Origin of the sequence: Chitinophaga sp., from assembly GCF_036566945.1 — a bacterium.
Taxonomy (GTDB): domain Bacteria; phylum Bacteroidota; class Bacteroidia; order Chitinophagales; family Chitinophagaceae; genus Chitinophaga.
Window position 1 is genome coordinate 1 of record NZ_DATCVJ010000630.1, and the last position, 17,042, is coordinate 17,042.

Here is a 17,042-nt window from a genome sequence, read left to right on the forward strand (position 1 = left end):
AATTATTGAGCGCTGAACAAATCTACCGCAGGCCATGCGGTGTTGGGATCATTTACGGCTTTCCAGAGAAGTCCGTCGAGATCATTAAAGAAGCTGCTATCTGTGCGGGTATTACACAGCATTACCCAGGTAAATCCATGATGAGAGCGAATAATTTCGCTGGCGGTACCGGGTAGTGAACCGGAGTGCCACCAGTTGTGATAAGGGTTCACGGCCCATCCCAGCGCATAGCCAGGATTGGCCGTGGAGCCGGTCGTCATGTGGGTGATGGCGGTATCTGATAAAATATCTGCCGGCGCAGGGAATCCGTCTACGTGTACTAACAGGCGTGCAAGATCGGTAGCAGAGGCAATCCATCCGCCATGTGCATCCATGCGGGTAATATTGTAAATGTAAGGTTGTTCGCCATGTTGTCCGTAGTACACTACTTCATTTGTTTTTTGTTGTGAGCGGGTGTTAGCACCTATTTGCATCGTGGTGATGCCGGAAGGTTGCAGCACGTTTTTTTTTACATACGCTTCATACGACATACCCGATACTTTTTCTATGATTCTGCCGAGTATGCAATAGCCGAAATTGGAATATGCATATACGGTGCCGGGTGTATTTTCCAGTGGCTGGTGGGTGATGGTCCATGAAATGAGTTCATCTGCCGACATAGCAGGGTGGCTGAACATGGGATCTGTGCCGTTGTTGGTCCAGCCGCCGGCGGTATGTTGCAGCAGTTGGCGAATGGTAATTTTCCGGAGGTTTTCTGGGTAAGGTGGTTGACCATAGGTGGTACCGAGTACGCCTTTCTTTCCAAATACGGTGGCATCGAGCGATAGCTTTTTAGCATCCACCAATTTAAGTATAGCCGTCGCCGTTATACACTTTGAAACACTGGCGATACGAAATAAACTATTGGTGGTGACGGGAGTTTGTTGCAACGTATCTGCGTACCCGTAGCCTTGGGCATATACCAGTTTGCCGTGGTGTGTAATGGCGATGGCCATGCCGGGAACGTGGTATTGTGTCATAAAGCTGTTGACCGTATGATCTACCTGTGGCAGGTTTTGGGCGGTGGCAGTAAGACTTACAGTGAAGCATAGGAGCAGATAGTAAAATGGTATAAGGGCACGTCTCATTTCATTAAGGTACAAAAATATTTCCTTCGAGGTAAGTCTTGCAATGGCCGCCAATCAATACGCGGTCGCCTGCATCCACACAATACAATTTTCCTGTTCGGGCAGATACCTGTAGGGCCACCATTTCTTTTTTATCCAGTTGTGCGCTCCAGAAGGGTATGAGGGAGCAATGGGCCGATCCGGTGACAGGATCTTCAAAGATGCTGGCTTGTGGGGTAAAGAAGCGGGATACGAAATCTACTTCTTTTCCTTTGGCGGTGGCGATGATGCCGCCGGGGTCCAGGTTGACCTGGTCAAGGATAGCTTTGTCGGGCCGGAGGTTGCGAACAATTTCTTCATCATGATATACGAGGATATAGTCTCTGGCTTTGAGTACTTCCATGGGATAAACGCCCATGCCTTTTAATATTTCAGGTGGGAGAGAAGCGGCTGTAGCGGGTCTTGACGGAAAGTTGAGCGTGAGCAGGTCTTTATTTTTGCTCACTATAAGCGGGCCGCTTTGTGTATGAAAGGTGAGCTGGTGCATATCCCAGCCCAGGTGATTAAAGAGTACATGTGCGGCGGCGAGGGTCGCGTGTCCGCAGAGGTCCATTTCTATTTCCGGTGTAAACCATCTCAGTTCATAGTGACCTGATTGCGCGGTGGGTATAAAAAAGGCGGTTTCCGGCAGGAAGTTTTCGGCGGCAATTTGCTGCAGGGTATCTGTTGGCAGCCAGGCTTCCAAATGGCACACTGCCGCCGGGTTGCCGTGAAACAGCTCGGTGGTGAAAGCATCTACCTGATAAATGGGTATATGTGGCATAATGAAGTTGATTTACCAGATCCTAAAGTTATCGTTTTTTTAGGTGAGCCGGTTGGCAGGCAGCTGCTATTGGCAAGCTGCGGGTGCGCGGGAGGGTAACTGCCCAGAACACCAATCCCATGGCGCTGATGGCGGCGCCGAGTATGCATACACCCGTCCATCCAGCGTGGGCATAGGTAGTGGTGGCGGCAATGCTACCGATGCCGCTGCCGATGGAATAGAACAGCATATAGCCCGCCACGAGCCGGTTGCGTGATTCCGGGCGGATCTGGTAAATCATGCTTTGATTGGTGACATGTACGGCCTGTATGGCCAGGTCGAGTATAATAATGCCGGCAATGAGTGCGGATATAGACTGTGTAGTGAAGCTCAGTGGAATCCAGGAAAGGAGCAGTAAGGAGAGTGCAACGCCGGTGGTCCATTGTCCGCGGCCGCGATCGGCAAGTTGCCCGGCTCTGGCGGCTCCCAGCGCGCCGGCTACGCCAATTAAACCAAATGTGCCGATGACGGTATGCGAGAAGTGATAGGGTGGGGCGCTGAGTGGTAACACGAGGGAAGTCCATAATACGCTGAAGGCGGCAAAGATGAACATGGCCAGGATGGCGCGTACCCTAAGAATACGCTCCTCGAAGAAGAGCCGGAAAACAGAGGTCAGCAGTTGGGGGTAAGAAGCGACTACTTTGCCAGGATCATTTTTAGGGAGTACGCGGAATAAGGCGATGGCGGTGAGGAGCATCAACGCCGCTGAGAAGACGTATACCGCCCTCCATCCGGCCAGGTCTGCCAGGGTGCCGGAAATGGTGCGGGCGAGCAGGATGCCTAATACTACCCCGCTGGTAACGAGTCCTACGATGCGGCCGCGCTCTGTGGGAGCTGCGAGTGTAGCGGCGTAAGCCACCAGTGTTTGGGTGACTACCGCCAGCAATCCCACCGCGGCAATGCCTGCAAAGAAAGGTGCCTGTATTGGCGCCCAGGCCACTACCAGCAGGGCCAACACGGCGAGCAGCAGTTGCGTAACGATGAGTCGACGGCGGTTGAACAGGTCGCCCAAAGGTAGCAGTAACAATAATCCCAGGGCATACCCTGTTTGCGTGATGGTAACAATCATGCCTACATCACCGGGTTGGATATGAAGGTCTTGCCCCATGGTGTTGAGTAATGGCTGGGCATAGTATACATTGGCAACAGCGCATCCGCTGGCAGCGGCAAATAGTAATGCCGTGGATCGGGTAAGTGCAGTGGTTTTTTCCATGAAAAGTGGTTTTTATTTTGTACTAAATGGTACAAAATAGCGTATGAGAATATATTAAATATTGTCCGGGTAATTTGTGATGTCTGCGTTTAGGCCATCACTATTCCAGTATTTTCAATTGTATTTCTATGATAGCAGAGAGGGATTCATTATCGGGATAAATTCTCCGGGTGATACCTAATCCGTTCCAGTTATTGAGTAGCATTCGGGCCAGCAGTGCGGGCTCCAGCTTTGACTTCAGCTTTCCTTGTTCTTTACCGCGCAGCAGGGCTTTCAGGAAAAGTCCTTCGAGTTCCTGCAGGTGGTGCGCTGCTTTTTTCATCAGCAGGACCTCGGTATTGGAGAGTTCTGCTACAGCGTTGCCCATGATGCAGCCGCGTTGGTGGATTTTTTTGGGGCTATCGGTGATCCTGCGGAAAAATTGCCGGATATATGCTATGGCGTCTGGTGCTTCGTCCAGTTCTTTTTTAAACCGGGCGATGGCTTTATCGCTGTTTTGTCCGAGTGCTCTTTCAAAGAGTTCTTTTTTTCCTCCTTTAAAGGCGAGGTAGAAACTACCTTTGCCGATGCCCATTTCCGCCAGGAGGTCTTCCGTAGAAGTAGCTTCATATCCTTGCCGCCAAAAGAGATCAGCTGCTTTGCTGATCACTTCCTGATCATCGAATATTTTAGGTCTGCCTGACATTGTTCCTCTATTTTAACCCAAAGGTATATTCTTTACCGACTAGTACAAAATTTTTCCGGCAACAAAAAACCTGCGATCTGCGCAGGTTTTCGTTTGTGTTGGAAATAAATTGGTTAGTGGTGCGGGGTTTGTGGGTGGAGCAATTGGAACAACGCTTTTTGCAGATCATCATTATGAAGGTTGTTTAATTGCTCGGTTGCTATTTCGTAGAAGGCAGACTTTTTACCTAATACGCCGATAACAAACGTATGCCCGGCCTGCACCGGTTCAGCTGTTTGAGGATGTTTTTTTGATAGTGTTACCACTACATCTTTTGATTTTGACATGTGGTGAATATAATTAAAAAAATCGGGATTGGGGAGCTGTTCGGTGCAGAGGTGGATGCTATGGGCTTTTATGATAATATATTACTATTTTAGCGTATGACTGCAATATTTAGTAAGCGGGCGCGATTTGAGGGCTGTATTTTAGGAGGCGCCATTGGCGACGCCTGGGGAAGTTGTTTTGAAAATGTGGTGGCCCAAAATGATCAGCGTACTTTTTATCTGGGAAAGATAACGCCACCGCCACCACAGTGGATGCTGACCGATGATACCTGGCTCACACTGGCTACCTGTGAAGTATTATCTTCCAATAAAAATACGGACGCACTGGCAGCACAATTCCTGCAATATTATAAAACCGGAAGAATGGCCGGCATCGGCGCCAGTACCTTAAAAGCCATGCAGGATTTATCTGCGGGTATCCATTGGCGTTATGCCGGGACTAGTGGTGAATACAGTGCCGGAAATGGCGCCGCCATGAGAATAGCGCCTTTTGCATTTTGGGATAGCCGTTCCCGTGAGGACGTCAGAGATGCCTGCAGGATCACACATAAAAATGAAGAAGCTTATACAGGTGCGCTGGCAGTGGTATTGGCAATACGTGCTGCCATAGCGGGCACCTGGACTACCGACGCGGATCTTTTTGATATCCTTATTCCACAACTACCGGATACGCGCCTACGCGACAGGATGATCGCCATTCAGCAACTGGGGCCTGCTGCCGGAATCAAAGAAGTAGCCGCCCTGGGTAATAATGGATATGTAGTGAACAGTGTTCCGCTGGCTTTGTTTGCCGCTTCAAGGGCAGCACATATGGGGATGCAGGATATGTTTGCCGCCATCATCGCAGCTGGCGGCGATACCGACACCAACGCCTCTATCGCCGGGCAGGTAGCGGGTTCGTTATTAGGACCCACAAAAATTCCGGCAGCCTTGTTACAAAAGTTACAATCGCTGCCGGAATATGTATATATCGATCGGGTACTCGTGCACTGTTCCCCTACGTAGATTAGCTCACTCTTACGCCATGCAATAATTTTTCCATCGCATTTTGTAATGATCCCGCGCGTGTTACTTCTCCTGAATTCACGAAAAATATTTCATCTGCATTTTCAATGGTATTCAGTCGGTGGGCAATGATGACACGGGTGGTGTCTGCAGGTAATTTTTCCAGAATTTCACCCAGCAGTTGTTCTGTTACGGTATCAATATTAGCCGTTGCCTCATCGAGGATCAATAAATCCGGCTTGCGGAGAACGGCCCGCATAAAGGCGATCAGCTGTTTTTGACCCAGGCTCACCCCGTCGCCGCCAGATACTACTTTTGTTTCCAGTCCTTCTTCAAAGATGGCCAGTAGTTTTTCCAGGTTGGCTTCTTTGATCACTGCGGTTAGCTGGTCGTTGGAATAATCTTTATACAGCGGATTACCGTATAAAATATTTTCTTTTACCGTGCCGGTAAACAGGAATGGCTCCTGTAAAATGAAACCAATTTTTTGTGAGCGTTCATCGGCATCATAGCCACGTATATCTTTTCCGTTCAGGAGTACGGTGCCTTGCGTAGGATCGTACAAACGTGCAATGAGTGACGCAGTGGTGGTTTTGCCGCCGCCGGTAGGACCCACGAGGGCATATGTTTTACCTTTTTCTAGTGAGAGACTGATGTTGTGTAATATCTCTCTGCCTTCAGGATAGCCAAAATGTACATTCCTGAATTCCAGCAAAGGAGGATTGGGAGTGTTGACCGTAGCCACTGGTGTGGTGATCAGGTCTGTTTCCAATGCCAGTATTTCTGAGATCCTGTCCCATCCGGCCATGGCTACCTGGAAGTTAGCCCACAGCGTAGCGAGTTGTCGTAATGGATTGTAGAAATAAGTAGCGTATGCCAGGTAACTCACGAGCAAGCCTATACTAAATTCTCCCTGTGTAATCAGGTAGATACCACCTGTCAGTACCAGCAACTGTGCGATACTGGCACACATGGCATAGAAAGGCAGGAAGATGTTATTGGCCAAACCGGCGCCAATAGCCGTGTCATAGTTCTTTTCGTTGGCTTCATTGAAGCGTTTTCTAAAGTAGTCGCGGCGGTTAAAGGCAACGATCACTTTAAAATTGCCGAGACTTTCCTGAATTTCCGCGCTCATACCGCCGACTGTTTTCAGGTTGGCGGCATTTTTTCTTTTGATCCAGGGCGATAAGATCCTGGTGAAGATCAGGATGAGCAAAGCCGGCGCCAGTGCGGCGATACCTATTTTGTAATTGATCACCAGCAGGAAGATACCGGCGCCGATCATGGTGGCAATGTTACCTACAAACTGCATCAGCGACTGAGAAAAAAACTGGTTGAGCTTATCGGTGTCGTTGTTCACACGGGAAATAAGATCTCCGGCTTTATTCTGATTAAAAAAGGCGACCGGCAGCTGTTGTATTTTACTGAAGATGGAATTACGGAGAGTGAACAAAGTACGTTGTCCTACGCCTCCCATCAGTTTTGTTTGAAAGAAGCTGGTAAATAATGCCACCAGGTACATACACAGTAAAATACCCGAGAACACTAATACGCCGTGGTATTGTTTATGTTGTACATAGTGATCGATCGTGTAACCAATTAAAAATGGCCCCAGCAGGTTGAGCGTAGAGTTCAGCAGGATGGCTGATAACGCGATGATCAGATTTTTTTTCTCATGAGAAATCAGTTGCAGCAGATTTCTGAATGCAGTGTAGTTGGATGTTTTATGATCCTTCCCGGTATACTTGTTAAGATTGTAATTCATAGTTGCTGGTACTTTGTTGGGAATTAAAGATCTGGATGTACTCAGGACTGGAATTGATCAGTTCATCGTGTGTACCACTGGCAATAATTTCGCCCTGCATGAGCAGGATGATCTGGTCGTAATGTGTCACAGAAGAAATTTTCTGTGTTACAGACAGGAGGGTAGTACCCGGATATTCTGTCTGAACGTTACCCAGTATTTTCTTTTCCGTATTGGTATCTACACGGGCGGTGAAATCGTCCAGCAGCAAGATCTTCGGGTTAATGGCCAGTGCGCGTGCCAGCATGATGCGTTGTTTTTGTCCGCCGGAAAGACTGGCGCCTCTTTCTGATACGATGGTATTCAGTTTTTCCGGAAGGGCTTCGGTGAACTCTTTGAGTTCTGCCGTGTACAATGCTTTTTCCAGAGAAGCATCTGTAACGCTATCGTTGAAGGCGATGTTTTCGCGGATGCTCATATTAAAGATGATGCTGTCCTGGAATACAAAGCCAATCTGGCTATGGAAGGATTCAGAATTGTAGTCTGTTACCGGGCGACCATCTATCAGCACGGTGCCGGACGAAGGTTTTATGAGGCCGGTCAGTAAATACAGCAGTTGGGTTTTACCCGCTGCGGTAGGACCAATGACGGCTACTTTCGATCCGGCTTTTACGGAGAAAGAGATGTTTTTAAGCACTGGTTTCTGACCGTAGTTGACGGTAACATCCCTGAATTCGATGTCTCCCTTAACAGGGGTAGTAATAGTACCACCGGGCATAATATCCGGCATATTGATCACGGCGCTGATTCTTTGGTAGGAGGCAGTGGCCTGTGCAATAATATTGCTCATAAAGCCAATGACCAGTATCGGGAAGATCAGCAGTGCGAGGTAGCTATTGAAAGCGGCAAAGTCGCCCAGGCTCATGGTGTCGTTGATCACAAAATGTCCGCCCAGTGAGAGTATTAATAATCCGGCGATGCCGGCGGAGAAAGTGATCACGGGAATGAGTCCTGCAAACATGCGCACAATAGAAAGACCGAAGTTCATGGCTTTGCCATTGGCGTCGAGGAATTTTTCATATTCCAGTTGCTGGGAATTGATAACGCGGATCAGTGCCGCGCCTAAAATACTTTCGTTGATTACTTTATTGAGCCAGTCCATCACTTCCCTGCTTTTGATAAACAGGGCCCTTACCTTACGTAATACCAGGAAAAAGGTGATACCGATTACGGGTAGGGTAGCAATTACTGCCAGCGCCAGTTTCCAGTTGATGGTGAGCAGCAAAATGCTGGCGCCAATAATAATAAACAGGGAAGATACCAGGGAAACGATCGCCTGGGATACAAATAATTTGATGGAATCCACATCGGCAATCAGGTTGGTCAGCAACCGGGAAGGGTTGGCCTGTTCTATCCAGGCGTAGCTTTGGCCGGATATTTTGTCTGATATTTTGGTGCGGAGATTCCGGGCTACTTTTTCAGACACATATGTTTGTATGATGTTCTGAAGATAAGTAAACACGAGGATGATGACGATTGCCACCAGGAATTTTATCAGTAGCGGATTGAGCTGAAAGGTACCCTGCTCATATGCGTCAATGCCGTTTCCGATAATTTTTGGCAGCCATAAGTTGAGGCCATTGCTCAACAGCGTAAACAGTATCAGCAAAACAACCATTCCCATATATGGTTGCAGCAGACTGAATATGCCGGCTTCTTTCTTTTTAGTACCAGCTTCTTGTTTCATCTTACCAGATATGTTTTGCAGCTAAAAACAGGATTTCCATTTTGAAGACGCGTGAGTCCTGTAAATATTGTATAATACGCGGCAAGATATTACTTTTTTTAGCTGTTGCGACCTTTTTTAGGATGGGCTGTTATTGAATACAGCGAAGAATGCCCGTATTCTCCGCTGTATTCCCGAGGTGTTTAAACAGATAATGTTGCCTGTTGTTTCTTTTCGTAAATCGCGCTGGCAAACCACTGAAAGTCGTCCATAAATTTTTGTGCCGATCTGCTGGTAAATTCATTGGTCAATTCCTGTGCTTCATTGAAAGCGCCATATACTTCCGGCACCAGTAATTTGGAGGGAAGTGGGAACGCGCCTAAGCTGAGGATGACCTGCTGTAGCTGTGTAGCGGCATTGATACCGCCAAACTTGCCCGCGCTGACGGTGACGATACCGATGGCTTTTTTCGAAAATTCGCCGTAAAAATAATCGAGGGCATTTTTCAGTACGCCGGAAAAGCTGCCATGGTATTCTGGTGTCACCATGATGATGGCATCTGCTGCGTGCAGCCGGTTGCTTAAATCCTGTACTTCTGCCGGCAGCTGCGGATGCTTGCCTACGCGCTCTTCCAGCATGGGGAGGGGCGTTTCTGCCAGGTCTATCAGGTCAATGGTGCTGCCGTTGGCGGCTAATTTATGTTGGAGGTAGTGGGCGATCTTCTGGGATTGCCTTCCCTGCCGGATACTACCAATGATGATGGCTATTTTCATGATAAAATGTTTTAAGTTTAAAGTATGTGCATGCGAAAGCGATGCCTGTTGCGGAAAGCAATAAGGCTGCAATAGCTTTGGCTGTTGATTAGCAGTAGTTGAATGATATCAGCCGGAGGGCCCTGCCAGCTGATATAACGGAGTAGTAGTTTTGTATCACCGCCTACACTTCGCTGCACACGGTATACGCGCGGCAGTGCCGGTGTTGCGGGATCGCAACTATTCGTTTTAGTTATGGGACAAAGATAGTATCTTTGCTGAATAAACCAAATAAACACTTTGTTTATTATGAATAATAATTTTGCCGACAATGAACGGGCGATATGGATACTTAAAACCAAGGGACCACAACCTTTGTGCGCACTAGCCGAAGAGTTGAAGGTAACCATGGAAGGCGCGCGTTTTCAATTGCTCAAACTGGCAAATGAAGGATTGGTAGAAGCAACAACCGAGTCGAAAGGCAGAGGAAGACCCAAACAGATCTGGTCTTTAACAGATGCGGGCAATGCCCGTTTCCCGGATCGCCATCAGGATCTGGCGCTGAAGCTACTCTGTAATATGAGTAATACTTTGTCGCCCGAAAACATGGGCAAAGTGCTGGATGCTACCGCACAAAGCACCCGGGAGAAATACCAGGAAGAACTGAAAGACTGCAAAGACCTGGAAAGTAAGGTGCTACAGCTGGCCGATCTCCGCAAGCGGGAGGGCTACATGGCCGAGTTCAAAAAAGAAGGCGATAGTTTTTTGCTGATAGAAAACCATTGTCCTATTCAGGCCGCCGCTAAATGTTGTAATTATTTTTGCCAGATGGAACAGGATATGTTTGCTGCATTGCTGGGGAAAGGCGCGGCGATAGAGCGGATAGAGCATATACCTGGCGGGCAACGGCGTTGTGTGTATCGAATTTCGGGGAAGTGAGTTTTGTTTTATATCTTAGGGAGATGATTAACCGAAAAAATTCCTCGTTGTTGCTGGGCTGCTGACAGGCGGTCATCAACAAATATTTATATCCACCTATACTGTGTAAATGTTATCCTTATGACTATTATTGTAAGAGTTGGCGCTTTTGCCGCCATAGCAGCCGGGGTTGCCGGTATGTTTTTTTGTCTCCCTTTTCTTTTTTCTGCACGCATGGAAGATTTGGCAGGCGCCGGATTTCCTTTCGTCGGTGGGACTATTCTGGCAGGTGCAGGATTAATCGCGCTATCAAAAACTTCATTTGAAAAAATTGCCATTGTAAATAGTATTGCCAGATGGGGATCTTTCGCGGCCATAGCAGCCGGTATTGGGGCATGTTTTTTTGTCTTCCTTTCCTCTTTTCAGCAAGGATAGCAGACCTTGTTGGAGCAGGCTTCCCGTTTATGGGGGGTGCCGTTATTTCGGGGGCGGGATTGACAGCGTTATCTAACTTATCTGCTGCTAAAGAGCATTCATAGTGGAAGCAATTATTTTTTGTGGCATTCAGGCTACCGGTAAAACTTCCTTTTATAAACAACATTTTTTTGATACACATATGCGGATCTCGATGGATCAGCTGCATACCCGTAACAAAGAAGGTCGTTTTTTAGAGGTATGTTTTTCCGTGCAACAACCATTTGTAGTAGATAATACCAATGCTGGTAAAGCGGAGCGGGAGAAATACATCACGCTGGCAAAGCAGTATAAATTCAAAGTGACAGGATATTATTTCAAGTCGGCGCTGGCAGGAGCCATTGCGCGTAACAACAACCGGTCGGGCAAAGCATTTATCCCGGAAGTGGGTATTCGCGGGACTTACAGCCGGCTGGAGCTGCCCTCTTTGGAAGAGGGATTTGATGAATTATATTTTGTAGAGATAGTAGACAATATGTTTGTTATAAAACCCTGGACGAATGAAGTTTGATGATCTTGATTTAAAAATGCGGGTGTATGAAACGGCGCATGATACACAGGTACTACCTGGTATGTATATGGTGGCAAGGATTGATGGGCGTGGGTTTACCCGCCTGACCAAAGAAACGCATCCTTTTGAAGCCCCTTTCGATGTACGTTTCCGCGATTATATGATTGCCACTACGGAGCACCTGATGAATTGCGGGTTTAAAGTCATTTATGGCTATACGCAAAGTGATGAAATCTCTTTATTATTTGATTTGAATGAAACAGCTTTCTCGCGGAAGCACCGGAAGTATACTTCTATACTTGCGGGCGAAGCCAGTGCGCAATTCTCCGTGTTGCTGGGAAGTGTGGCGGCTTTTGACTGCCGCATCTGCGAGTTGCCCAATGCCGGCCTCGTGGAAGACTATTTTCGCTGGCGCAATGAGGATGCGCACCGGAATGCCCTGAATGCCCACTGTTATTGGCGTTTGCGGCAGGGCGGCGCTACTAAAGCTGAAGCGACCAAACGTATTGAAAAAATAAGTGTCGCAGAAAAAAATGAGTTGTTGTTTACGCTGGGGGTAAACTTCAATGAATTGCCCTTATGGCAGAAAAGAGGGACTGGTATTTACTGGGCGGAAGTGGAGAAAGAAGGTTTTGATGTAAAGCAGCAAACCACGGTCATCGTGAAAAGAAAACAGCTTTGCCGCAATATGGAGTTGCCCATGAGGGAAGCGTATAATGAGTTTATCAGTGGGATTCTAAACGCCGGTTAATCGGAGAGCTCCCTCGAATTTACGGTCCGGTAGCCGCCGCCACCTTATGGAATACCCGTTATCAGCAGATCCCGGGGGATTGGCTCCCCCTATTTTTCTCGATAAGTATAAATAAATCAGCTTTTATCGGTATTTTTAGAGCGATAAATCATCGTTTATATTGTCAGGCAAGGAGGGTCCAGGGATGATAGCTGAGTATTCAATGCAAGAGGATATTTTACTGCAAAAGCTTGCTGCCGGGGAGCAATCGGCATTTCAATTTATATTTAACCAGCATTACCGGGCGCTATGTTATTTTGCCTTTACCATCGTTGATAATGAGCAGGAGGCGGAAGACCTCGTGCAGGAAACGTTTTCAAAGCTCTGGGATAAACGGGGCGACTTTAAATCTGCCACTAATATCAAAGCCTTTCTTTTTATTGCTACCAAAAATGCCTGCCTCAATTTTTTGAAGAGCCGGGAACGCTTGTCTGTAAAGGAAAAGGATTTTTCTTATTTACAGGAAGTGCAGGTAACAGACGAGATGAGCGGTTTTGATCCGGTGCTGACAGAAACAGAAATTATACAGCAGTTATACGAGGAAATAGAGCAGCTACCGACCCAATGCAGGCGGATTTTTAAAATGAGCTACCTCGAAGGACGAAAGAATGAAGATATTGCCAACACCCTGGAGATCTCCTATAATACCGTCAGGGCGCAGAAGTTACGGGCACTGAAACTCATCAGAAACAGCCTGATTAAAAAGAACATATTGCCATTGTTGGGGGTTTATATCACCCTGATCAAACATTATTATAATTATTAATCATCTGTTTAGCGGGTAAAAAAATTTTTTCTGATTTCTTTAATCGAAAACAGATTTTCATTGTTTCTATACTAAAATACATAAAAGGACGAAGTGGGAGGAGATCAAAACAGTGAAACAAATCCGGTATTGCAGCGAATGGCCTATCTGATTGGTCGGTATCAACAAGAGATATTGACTGCTACAGAGGAAGAAGAACTGAGGGCATGGTCAGCCGCTTCCCCGGAGAACCGTCTTTTTTTTGAACAGATGACGGATCCGGCGATACTGCGTGATAAGCTGGCTCAGTACGAAAAATTTGATGTAGCGAAGGGTTGGGCTGCCTTTAGTGCGCAACATTTCCCGGAGGAACATAAGAGCCGTGTACGTAATATGTACCCGTGGTGGAGTGCTGCCGCCGCGGTGTTGTTGTTATTGGGTGCTGGCATCTATTTGCTGCGTCCTTCCAAACCGGCGCCACAAATCGCTGCGGTGAAAGTACCCGCCGCTCAGATATTGCCGGGATCCAGTAAGGCTACGTTAACGTTATCGGATGGATCGGTGATACCATTGGATAGCAATGGCAACCAGGTAATTACACAACAGGGCGCCCTTATTCAGGTGAACAATGGGCAGCTACAATATAGTACGCAGGACTATTCTGCTCAAACCACACTCAATACGCTCACCACGCCCAGAGGCGGACAGTTCCGGCTTACACTGCCGGACGGCACCAGGGTATGGTTAAACGCCGCTTCCGCCATTACTTATCCTACTGCTTTTGCGGAAGGAAAGCGGGAAGTGGAGATAAAAGGAGAGGTATATTTTGAAGTGGCGGCAAAGGCCAAAACGCCGTTTAATGTTAAAATCAATTCAGCTGCCAATATAGAAGTATTAGGAACCAGCTTTAATATCAATGCTTATAGCGATGAACCGGGGATTAAAACGACCCTTATACAAGGTGCCGTAAAAATAAGTACCGGTAATATATCCCGGGTATTGCAGCCCGGCCAGCAGGCGCAGGTGAACAGCGCCGGCGATATTAATGTTATTGCAAAGGCAGATACTGCGGCCATCCTGGCCTGGAAGAAGGATCAGTTTTATTTCCGCGACGCAGACATACCCACCGTGATGCGTCAGCTAGCCAGATGGTATGATGTAACCATCGTTTATGCAGGTACTATTCCTGCCCGCAGATTTCAGGGAGAAATTCAACGCAATCTGCCACTGTCCGATGTATTGGACGGATTGGAAAACACGGGTATCCATTTCCGCTTACAGGGACGCAGTATTATAGTAGAACAGTAGGTAACAAACAGATTTTTTAGCTATAGTCAACAAATATTATGCACGACCAACTTCAGAGATGACAGGCGGTTGTCCGGACAAAAAAAACCGGAGGTGATTGGACCCACCCCCGGCAAAACGTCTGGACGACGATCGCACTAAGCTTGAACTACTTGAATACTGATTATCCATCCTAACAAATGCAAATTTATGCAATTGACTTATCATGGTAAAGTCCTTTCTATACCCGGACTTTTTCCAACCAAAATTGCACTTACTATGAGATTAACGATCTTTCTCATGATTGTGGCGACGTTAAAAGTATCTGCGGGTGCTTTTGCACAAACAGTATCTGTTTCGGTGAAGAATGCTCCCATAGAAGAGGTGCTTTCTTCCGTAAAACAGCAAACCGGTTACCTGTTCTTTTACGACAGGGATCTTTTGCGTGCGGTAAAACCAGTGACGATTAAAGCGGAAAATGAGCCGCTGGTGGACTTCTTAACAGAAATCCTGAAAGGACAGTCACTGGATTACACCATCAAGGACAAAACCATTTTCATTAAGAAGAAAGCATTACCAGCGGGTTCAAATCAAATGAACATCACCGCGGAAGCTGCACAACAACCATTGACCGGTGTCGTAAAAGATGCCAGCGGCACGCTGTTGATTGGTGTCACCGTGAAGGTGAAGGGTAGCAATGTTGGTACTATTACCGATTTAAATGGACATTTCTCTATTGCTGCTGGTCCGGGCGATGACCTGGTGATCTCTTATGTTGGCTATGAAGTCCAAACCTTTCATGTAGGTAACTTCGGTCCGCTGCAGTTGTATCTAAAGCAACAAGCCAGCAGTCTGGATGAAGCCGTGGTTATTGGTTATGGTACTACCAGCAAGCGTAATAACACGGGATCAGTATCCACTATTAAAGCGTCTGATATTGCTTCACAGCCGGTGACGGATGTATTAAGCGCTATGCAGGGACGTGTGTCTGGTGTATTTATTAACTCTTCCAGCGGTTTACCCGGTTCCAATTTTAATGTGATTATCAGGGGCCAAAGCTCCATCCTCCATTCCAATGATCCGTTATACGTGATTGATGATGTGCCTTTTTACTCAGAGCCCCTGAACCAGTTTACTACTGCCAATGGCAATCAAAGCCCGCTGTCGGCTATCAACCCTGCCGATATAGAAAGTATTTCTATTCTGAAAGATGCAGATGCTACCTCTATCTATGGATCAAGGGGTGCCAATGGTGTTGTACTGATTAAAACCAAAAAAGGGAAGAACGGTAAAACACAGGCTAACTTTAACGTATATACGGGATTGGGAAAAGTAGTAAACACCATGAAGATGCTGAATACGCCGGAATATATTGCCATGCGTAAAGAAGCTTACAAGAATGATAATAAGCCATATGATGCAGAGAGTGCGCCCGACCTGACCCTCTGGGATCAGCAAAAAACAACCGACTGGCAAAAGTATTATATGGGCAACAACGCACATATTACGGAAGCAACGGGATCGATCTCCGGTGGCAGTGCACAAACACAGTTTTTCTTAAGTGGTACTTATCATAAGGAATCAAATGTGATGTCGGATGGTTTAGGCTTTCAGCGTGGAGCAGGACATATGAACCTGAACCATAGCAGTGTAGATGGTAAGTTTAATATCAGCGCTTCGGTGAGTTATACCGGTAGTGTTGACAACTCCTTGCCTACAGACCTGAGCATGTTTTATAACCTGGCGCCTAATATGCCTTTGTATGATTCTACCGGCGCGTTCTATTGGTTTAATAATCTGCAAAATCCTGCTGCCTACTTATTGCGCAAATCAGAGGTCCGCACCAACAACCTGGTAACAAACAGCGTGATCAGGTATACCGTGTTGCCGGGATTGAACATCAAGGCCAACCTGGGATACACCCGTACAGACATGACGCAGATGCAGACCATGCCTGATGCCAGCTTTAATCCGACAACTTCTACCGGTAGCCAATCACTCTTTGGTTCTTCCAGCTTTGGATCTTATATCGTAGAACCGCAAATAGATTATACAAAGAAAATAGCGAAAGGCGACCTGCAGGTATTATTGGGTGGTAGCATCCAACAGAGCGTTACCCAGGGACGGTCAGTGATTGCAGAAGGCTTTTCCAGTGACGCGTTGCTGGAAGACCAGAATGCAGCGAGTATGATCACCGCGCGTCCATCTGTCTATTCTTTTTATCGGTATGCATCGGTTTTCGGTAGATTGAATTACAACTGGGAAGGAAAATATATTGTGAACGGTTCTTTCCGCCGCGATGGGTCTACCCGTTTTGCACCGGGCAATCGTTTTGGTAATTTCGGCGCTATTGGCGCTGCCTGGGTATTCAGTAAAGAAGATTTCCTGAAAGATAACAGTATCCTGAGCTTTGGTAAAATCAGGGGAAGTATCGGTAATTCCGGTAACGACAAAGTCGGCGACTACCAATACCTGGATAGCTGGATGTCCTCTTCGTTCCCATACGATGGTGTATCTGGTTTGACACCTTCCCGTTTGGCCAATGGAACCTACCGTTGGGAAGAAAGTCATAAAAAAGAGATCGGTCTGGAGCTGGGCTTCCTGAAGGATCGCATCTTCTTTAATACCAATTATTACTACAATATGTCCAATAACCAGTTGGTAGATTTTGCTTTGACACCACAGACAGGCTTTTCTTCTCTCACCGCCAACCTGCCTGCCAGGGTAGTAAATCATGGTTGGGAGTTTGAAGTGAGCAGCACCAATATTTCAAAGAAGGATTTTACCTGGAAAACATCTTTCAATTTAAGTATCCCGAAAAACAAACTAACGGAATATCCTGATTTTGAGGCGTCTGCTTATAAAGATACCTATGTAATAGGACAACCGTTGTCTGTT

16 protein-coding genes are annotated in these 17,042 nt (G+C 46.9%); 8 read left to right on the forward strand and 8 right to left on the reverse strand.

Annotated features, from left to right (window positions below; translation table 11 throughout):
* Positions 1–2: 2 nt before the first annotated feature.
* The 5 genes from VIP81_RS19300 to VIP81_RS19320 form a co-directional block, all read right to left on the reverse strand.
* Positions 3–1,127 (reverse strand): serine hydrolase domain-containing protein, encoded by a 1,125-nt coding sequence (locus VIP81_RS19300; RefSeq protein WP_331964829.1) that lies wholly within the window; start codon positions 1,125–1,127, stop codon positions 3–5.
* Positions 1,128–1,131: 4 nt separating this feature from the next.
* Positions 1,132–1,929, reverse strand: coding sequence for a PhzF family phenazine biosynthesis protein (locus VIP81_RS19305; RefSeq protein ID WP_331964832.1), 798 nt, complete (start codon positions 1,927–1,929; stop codon positions 1,132–1,134).
* A gap of 28 nt (positions 1,930–1,957) precedes the next feature.
* On the reverse strand, positions 1,958–3,181 hold the full coding sequence (locus VIP81_RS19310; RefSeq protein ID WP_331964835.1) for an MFS transporter: 1,224 nt from the start codon (positions 3,179–3,181) through the stop codon (positions 1,958–1,960).
* Between the two features lie 100 nt (positions 3,182–3,281).
* Positions 3,282–3,866 carry a TetR/AcrR family transcriptional regulator gene (locus VIP81_RS19315; RefSeq protein WP_331964838.1) on the reverse strand — a complete coding sequence of 195 codons (585 nt, stop codon included), beginning with the start codon at positions 3,864–3,866 and terminating at the stop codon, positions 3,282–3,284.
* 113 nt (positions 3,867–3,979) lie between these two features.
* A complete protein-coding gene (locus tag VIP81_RS19320) occupies positions 3,980–4,192 on the reverse strand; it encodes a hypothetical protein (protein WP_133812078.1) in 213 nt (70 codons plus the stop codon).
* A 96-nt stretch (positions 4,193–4,288) separates the two neighbouring features.
* Between VIP81_RS19320 and VIP81_RS19325 the strand changes: the two genes are divergently transcribed.
* Positions 4,289–5,197, forward strand: coding sequence for an ADP-ribosylglycohydrolase family protein (locus VIP81_RS19325; protein WP_331964845.1), 909 nt, complete (start codon positions 4,289–4,291; stop codon positions 5,195–5,197).
* A gap of 1 nt (position 5,198) precedes the next feature.
* Here VIP81_RS19325 and VIP81_RS19330 read toward each other — a convergent pair whose 3' ends face one another.
* The 3 genes from VIP81_RS19330 to VIP81_RS19340 all read right to left on the reverse strand — a co-directional run bounded on the left by VIP81_RS19330 (position 5,199) and on the right by VIP81_RS19340 (position 9,440).
* Positions 5,199–6,962, reverse strand: coding sequence for an ABC transporter ATP-binding protein (locus VIP81_RS19330; RefSeq protein WP_331964848.1), 1,764 nt, complete (start codon positions 6,960–6,962; stop codon positions 5,199–5,201).
* Positions 6,946–8,688 (reverse strand): ABC transporter ATP-binding protein, encoded by a 1,743-nt coding sequence (locus VIP81_RS19335; RefSeq protein WP_331964851.1) that lies wholly within the window; start codon positions 8,686–8,688, stop codon positions 6,946–6,948. The genes VIP81_RS19330 and VIP81_RS19335 overlap by 17 nt, the downstream gene beginning before the upstream one ends.
* 182 nt (positions 8,689–8,870) lie before the next feature.
* On the reverse strand, positions 8,871–9,440 hold the full coding sequence (locus VIP81_RS19340) for an NAD(P)H-dependent oxidoreductase (RefSeq protein WP_331964854.1): 570 nt from the start codon (positions 9,438–9,440) through the stop codon (positions 8,871–8,873).
* 288 nt (positions 9,441–9,728) lie between these two features.
* On the opposite strand from VIP81_RS19340, the gene VIP81_RS19345 reads away from it, so the two are divergent.
* From VIP81_RS19345 to VIP81_RS19375, 7 genes are all read left to right on the forward strand, one after another.
* A complete protein-coding gene (locus VIP81_RS19345) occupies positions 9,729–10,358 on the forward strand; it encodes a metalloregulator ArsR/SmtB family transcription factor (RefSeq protein ID WP_331964857.1) in 630 nt (209 codons plus the stop codon).
* Positions 10,359–10,478: 120 nt separating this feature from the next.
* Positions 10,479–10,772, forward strand: a complete 294-nt coding sequence (locus VIP81_RS19350) for a hypothetical protein (RefSeq protein ID WP_331964860.1) — start codon at positions 10,479–10,481, stop codon at positions 10,770–10,772.
* Positions 10,773–10,875: 103 nt separating this feature from the next.
* The gene (locus tag VIP81_RS19355; protein WP_331964863.1) at positions 10,876–11,322 is read left to right on the forward strand and encodes an AAA family ATPase; all 447 of its coding nucleotides are present in this window, start codon (positions 10,876–10,878) and stop codon (positions 11,320–11,322) included.
* On the forward strand, positions 11,312–12,073 hold the full coding sequence (locus VIP81_RS19360) for a tRNA(His) guanylyltransferase Thg1 family protein (RefSeq protein ID WP_331964866.1): 762 nt from the start codon (positions 11,312–11,314) through the stop codon (positions 12,071–12,073). The genes VIP81_RS19355 and VIP81_RS19360 overlap by 11 nt, the downstream gene beginning before the upstream one ends.
* Before the next feature lie 202 nt (positions 12,074–12,275).
* Positions 12,276–12,878 (forward strand): RNA polymerase sigma-70 factor, encoded by a 603-nt coding sequence (locus tag VIP81_RS19365; RefSeq protein ID WP_331964869.1) that lies wholly within the window; start codon positions 12,276–12,278, stop codon positions 12,876–12,878.
* A 93-nt stretch (positions 12,879–12,971) separates the two neighbouring features.
* On the forward strand, positions 12,972–14,165 hold the full coding sequence (locus tag VIP81_RS19370; RefSeq protein ID WP_331964872.1) for a FecR family protein: 1,194 nt from the start codon (positions 12,972–12,974) through the stop codon (positions 14,163–14,165).
* Between the two features lie 258 nt (positions 14,166–14,423).
* On the forward strand, positions 14,424–17,042 hold a 2,619-nt coding region (locus VIP81_RS19375; RefSeq protein WP_331964875.1), incomplete at its 3' end, for a SusC/RagA family TonB-linked outer membrane protein.

Excerpts from the sequence above, each read along its gene's own strand:
- VIP81_RS19300 (WP_331964829.1), bottom strand. The coding sequence starts at position 1,127 with ATGAGACGTGCCCTTATACCATTTTACTATCTGCTCCTATGCTTCACT.
- VIP81_RS19305 (WP_331964832.1), bottom strand. The coding sequence starts at position 1,929 with ATGCCACATATACCCATTTATCAGGTAGATGCTTTCACCACCGAGCTG.
- VIP81_RS19310 (WP_331964835.1), bottom strand. The coding sequence starts at position 3,181 with ATGGAAAAAACCACTGCACTTACCCGATCCACGGCATTACTATTTGCC.
- VIP81_RS19315 (WP_331964838.1), bottom strand. The coding sequence starts at position 3,866 with ATGTCAGGCAGACCTAAAATATTCGATGATCAGGAAGTGATCAGCAAA.
- VIP81_RS19320 (WP_133812078.1), bottom strand. The coding sequence starts at position 4,192 with ATGTCAAAATCAAAAGATGTAGTGGTAACACTATCAAAAAAACATCCT.
- VIP81_RS19325 (WP_331964845.1), top strand. The coding sequence starts at position 4,289 with ATGACTGCAATATTTAGTAAGCGGGCGCGATTTGAGGGCTGTATTTTA.
- VIP81_RS19330 (WP_331964848.1), bottom strand. The coding sequence starts at position 6,962 with ATGAATTACAATCTTAACAAGTATACCGGGAAGGATCATAAAACATCC.
- VIP81_RS19335 (WP_331964851.1), bottom strand. The coding sequence starts at position 8,688 with ATGAAACAAGAAGCTGGTACTAAAAAGAAAGAAGCCGGCATATTCAGT.
- VIP81_RS19340 (WP_331964854.1), bottom strand. The coding sequence starts at position 9,440 with ATGAAAATAGCCATCATCATTGGTAGTATCCGGCAGGGAAGGCAATCC.
- VIP81_RS19345 (WP_331964857.1), top strand. The coding sequence starts at position 9,729 with ATGAATAATAATTTTGCCGACAATGAACGGGCGATATGGATACTTAAA.
- VIP81_RS19350 (WP_331964860.1), top strand. The coding sequence starts at position 10,479 with ATGACTATTATTGTAAGAGTTGGCGCTTTTGCCGCCATAGCAGCCGGG.
- VIP81_RS19360 (WP_331964866.1), top strand. The coding sequence starts at position 11,312 with ATGAAGTTTGATGATCTTGATTTAAAAATGCGGGTGTATGAAACGGCG.
- VIP81_RS19365 (WP_331964869.1), top strand. The coding sequence starts at position 12,276 with ATGCAAGAGGATATTTTACTGCAAAAGCTTGCTGCCGGGGAGCAATCG.